Genomic DNA, 4621 nt, shown 5'->3' on the forward strand with positions numbered 1-4621 from the left:
GTTATATTTTAATTATACACTATTATTAGTTTACGACAACTATCCTACCACATAAGGGTATAGCTACTAATCAAGAAGCAGGTAGCCAATTGAAACATATGATGATACTAATAAATAGAGTGCTTCCAGAATGGTTTGTAGAGATTAAGCAAAAATATAAATAGATATGGTAAATATAAACTTTTAATTATATACTACTTTCTATTCATCAAGTTTCAAGAGTACATATAGTCCTTTCAACGATATTAGAGTAGGACTCTATAGAAAATAATGTTTTTGGAATGCGCTATTTAGTGGGAGATGACAAATGATTAAACCAGATGTAGAAAATATTGAAGAACAATATATAGTAGATATTGCTCAAGCTTTATTGAATAAAAGTGCTTCTGTGATGGTAGGGGCTGGTTTTAGTAAAAATTCAAAATATCATAATAGCAAAAAAAACAAAATGTTAAGTTGGTATGAATTAGCTGATAAATTTTATAGAATATTATATGGAAATAAAGATGAAAGTAAAGAATATTTAAACCCTCTAGTATTAGCTGAAGAAGTTGAGATTATGTATGGTAGAAACAAACTAAATAACATAATTGTAGAATCATTACCTGATATGGATCATGCACCTTCTAAAATTCATTACGAATTGTTAAATTTACCTTGGAAAGATATATTTACAACTAATTATGATACCCTACTTGAAAGGGCAAGTGAAGATATTATAAAAAATGATTATGAATTTGTTAATAACAAGGAAGGTTTGATAAATAGTTCAATGAATGCAAGAATTGTTAAATTACATGGTAGTTTTCCTTCTCATACGCCTTTTATTATTACGGAAGAAGATTATAGAACTTATCCTAAAAATTATGCTCCTTTTGTTAATACTGTTCAACAAGCATTGTTAGAAAATACATTTTGTATGATAGGCTTTTCTGGTACAGATCCTAATTTTTTAAATTGGTTAGGGTGGCTATCTGATAATTATAATAATATAGTGCCCCAAAAAATATATATGATTTCTGCTAGTGGTGAAAATAAAATTCAAAAAGAAAAATTAAGTTCGAAAAATATTGTTATTTTAGATTTAAAGAAAATGTGGCCGGAGATTGAAAGTAGAGAAGAAAGAATAAATGAGTTTTTATTATATTTAAATAATAAATTAGAAAAAGAAGAGAGTAAAATTGAGTGGCTAAATGGTGATTCAAAAGACATATTAATTCAACCTCTTCCTCCAACAAAAGAAATAAATAAAGATGAAATTAGAAAATATACAAATGCTATTAAAAATTTAATATCCACTTATCCTGGATGGATAGTTTTACCCAAAGAATATAAGGATAAAAATACTATAAGCTTTATTTTGACCAGTATTACCTCTATATTATATAAATTTAAAAATACAGATATAGAATTAATAGAAGTAATAAACTATATATATGAATATGTGATTTTTCTAGATATATGTGGGAGACCAATTTTCAAAAAAGAAATTAATATAATAGTAAACGTATTAAATAAATTGAAAGATAAGGAGGGAAATCAAAAAAGTAAAATTGTTATAATAAAGCTCATGACATTAAGAAGTTATCGTGAATTAGGCTTTAAAGATGAGTTTTATAAATTAATGGATGAGATTGATAAAGATATTTTAGATGAATACTATATAAATTTTTTAAAATATGAAGAATGTATGATAGAATTATATTCTTTAAATTTAGTAAACTATAAAGAAAAAGTTTTAAAATGGAATGTAGATATATATGATCATTATTGGATGCTTAGAAGGATAAGTCTCATGGCTGAATTTGGAGACTATAATAATTGTAAAAGAGTATTAATGAATACTTTAAATAATTTAAGAAAAATTAAATATAAAAAACTAAACAATGAATTTATAAGAAATCAATCTATAGAAGAGTGTATAGTAAACTTAATAAATTATATCAACCAATCTATACAACCATTTAATAAAAAACATCAATATGAAAAAACAGAGATAACAAATAAAATTATACTAAAGAATGAATTTAATTGGTTCCAAGAAAATAGATACTATATAAAATCTTTCGAATATAAATACATTAGAGAACCTAATACTCATTCTAGTTTATCATTTAAACTAGGTAGTATAACAAATAAAACTTCATTTACAAGTGATAATAAAGAAGTTTTAGAAGCATTTGATTATTTGAGATTCAGAGAAGAAACAGGGATGCCATTTATAATGGGAAATGTTAAAAATAAAAAATATTTATTAGAAGTTATAAGAAGGATAGTAGATTATAATCCAAACTTAGCTTTTATTATTTATTTAAAGTCAAATGAATATAAAAGTATTGATTATATTTATGGAAGAAAATATTTAAGTGGAATTACTTGCCAAGAAGCAGATGAGGAAGTCATACAGTTTATTGATCTAATTAATGAATACTTGTTAGAAGAAATTGATGAAGAAAATTATTTTATGTCTAAAAATATTTATGATTATTTTGCTAATTTACTACCTGAAGTAATATCAAGATTAATAATGAAATGTTCACTAAAAATTAGGGATAAAGCATTACAATTAAGTTTAAATATATATAAGAGTAAAAAACTAAAAAATTTTAGAAATATGAATAAATTAATAAGTGAATTAATAAATATGTATACTTATGAAGAAATTATATCCAGAATGTCACTTATACTAGACTTTCCTATATTGATAAAAGAATTAGGAAATGAATATCCAGATCCAATAACTTATGTTTTAATTGATGTTAATAATAAGAAGAGTCAACTAAATAATGATGAATATCAAAAAATAATAGATAATTTAAATCTAAATCAAAAAAATATATCTAAAGAAAGAATTCAAAGAATAATTTTATTCTTTCTATTAATTAATTTTAATAAACAAGATAAGGAAGTATTAGAACATATAATTTGGGCAGATTATAAACCGGAACAAATACCGGTGATTGAAGGTTTTAACCATTCAATTTTATTAGAATTACCACATTCTAAGTATATAACTAAAAATGAATTAGAAAACAGTATAAAAATTATATATTTAGCTGAGATTAAAAAAAGAAAACCTTTAAAAAAGGGTGTTAGGAGTATAGGTATAGGATTTAACTATAAATTAAATCTTGTAGATGACTTAATAACTCAACAAGAATTAAAAGAAAATGATATGAGAGAAATTTTAGATTTTATTATATATGTAATTGAAGAGAATCTTACTGATCTTAATTATCCTGATATATTAGAATCATATAGTAATGCATTATATAACATTAGAAGATCTGATCAATTAATCACTAAATTATTATTAAAATCAAATAAAGTAAGCGATATTATACTAGAAAAAATAAAGTATCTTTTTAAATTAGCATCTAAGAAAGAAATATCTTTAATAAATTTAAGAATTATGTATAATTTATATTCTGATTACACAGAAGATATATTAAATATAGTTACTAAAGGAATACTATATAATAGAGACAAAGAATTTTTAGATATAATAAGGGCTTTCAATAATATAGCATCAACTAAAAACATTAATATCTCTGATAATTTAAAGATAGAGTGGCTCAAACTCATATTTACTAGAATTTCTATTTCTTCTTTTGAAGATGATAATAATATAATTATTCAAGCAAGTGATATTATAAAAAAATTAGATAGTGAATTTATAGATGTAATATCAGAATATATAATTATATTATTAGATAAATCATTAAATTACGTTATTATAGAAGAAAATGATGATGAACAAAGTATTATATATAAAATTACTTATAAATCTTATATATCAGAATTAGTAAATATACTATATAATAAAGAGTTTAAAAAAGGAGAAAAACTAAAAGAAATGATTTTAAGATGGAAAAAATTATGTGAAGATGAAAATGAATTTATAGAAATTAGAAAACCTTGGCTTGAACAATAATATATTTTTTTGAATTTAATTTAAAAACACTAGTAACTTCTCCCCAAATTTTCTATATAAGTACTAAAGAGAAAATTGGGGGTATTTTTATGAGCAAATTATTTGGTGATAAGCCACTTGTTATAGATAAAGATTTAGCAAAAATTATAGGATTAAATGAGGCAATAGTAATTCAGCAGATTCATTATTGGATAGAGATAAATAAAGCTAAAAATATTAACTTTAATGAGGACAAGCATTGGACATATAATACCATGGCTGCTTGGAGGGAAGAATTTCCATTTTGGAGTATAGAAACTGTAAAAAGAACCTTTAAAAAGCTAAGAGAAAAAAACCTACTATTAACAGGTAATTTCAATAAACTAAAAATAGATAGAACTATTTGGTATACTATAAATTATGATGAATTAGAAGAAATAATGGAAGTATCAAAAGAAGCAAATCCACAAGCACAAAATGAACCAATGGAAGATGCCAAAATGGTACAAGCATTACCAGAGATTTCTACAGAGAATAACTTTATATTAAATAATAAGTCTATCAGTCAGTCTAATACTATAGTTACTAGTAAAGATGATAGAAAGACTGATGATGGATTTAATCTTAATGAATTCAATGATAAATATAAAAAGATACTAAAAAACGCATATATTGATCATATAGATGATTCATATAAGGATGCAGTAA

Annotated in this window: 2 protein-coding genes; both read left to right on the forward strand. The window is 23.2% G+C overall.

The window, feature by feature from the left end; all coding sequences use genetic code 11:
* The first annotated feature begins 307 nt into the window (after positions 1-307).
* Positions 308-3934: an SIR2 family protein gene (locus ACTHUW_RS12520; RefSeq protein ID WP_442213501.1), complete on the forward strand. Its 3627-nt coding sequence runs from the start codon at positions 308-310 to the stop codon at positions 3932-3934.
* Between the two features lie 89 nt (positions 3935-4023).
* The coding region (locus ACTHUW_RS12525; RefSeq protein WP_442213503.1) for a hypothetical protein at positions 4024-4621 on the forward strand (598 nt) is incomplete at its 3' end.

Origin of the sequence: Senegalia sp. (in: firmicutes) (genome assembly GCF_052088025.1) — a bacterium.
Taxonomy (GTDB): Bacteria; Bacillota; Clostridia; order Tissierellales; family SIT17; genus Anaeromonas.

Bases quoted from the DNA above. Each gene is read 5' to 3' on its own strand.
- ACTHUW_RS12520 (WP_442213501.1), top strand. From the start codon at position 308: ATGATTAAACCAGATGTAGAAAATATTGAAGAACAATATATAGTAGAT.